The 262-nt window shown below is 28.6% G+C and carries 1 protein-coding gene; it reads left to right on the top strand.

The window, feature by feature from the left end; all coding sequences use genetic code 11:
- The coding region (locus AACQ14_RS24370) for a hypothetical protein (RefSeq protein WP_339366118.1) at positions 1-262 on the top strand (262 nt) is incomplete at both ends.

Raw genomic sequence — 262 nt, 5'->3', positions numbered from 1 at the left:
CTACAATTCAACTGATGAAAAATATCTTAGTGTCGAAGAATTTATATCAAGTGAGAAGAATTGGGTATCAAGATTATTCAATACGCATGATAATGAAAAAGAGAAACTTGAAGTTCTAAGAGAGCTTACATTTATGACTCCAGATGAGTATTCCTGTGATTTTGTATGTATTCCTTTTTATAATATAAATACCAATAAATTGAATTATGTACCTATTAACATAATAGATATTTGTTACTGTTCCAATGGAATGAGTGCAGGT

Source organism: Vallitalea maricola, assembly GCF_036985595.1.
GTDB classification, from domain to species: Bacteria; Bacillota; Clostridia; order Lachnospirales; family Vallitaleaceae; genus Vallitalea; species Vallitalea maricola.
Note: the sequence above shows the minus strand (reverse complement) of the source record. Positions and strands in the feature narration are given on the sequence as shown.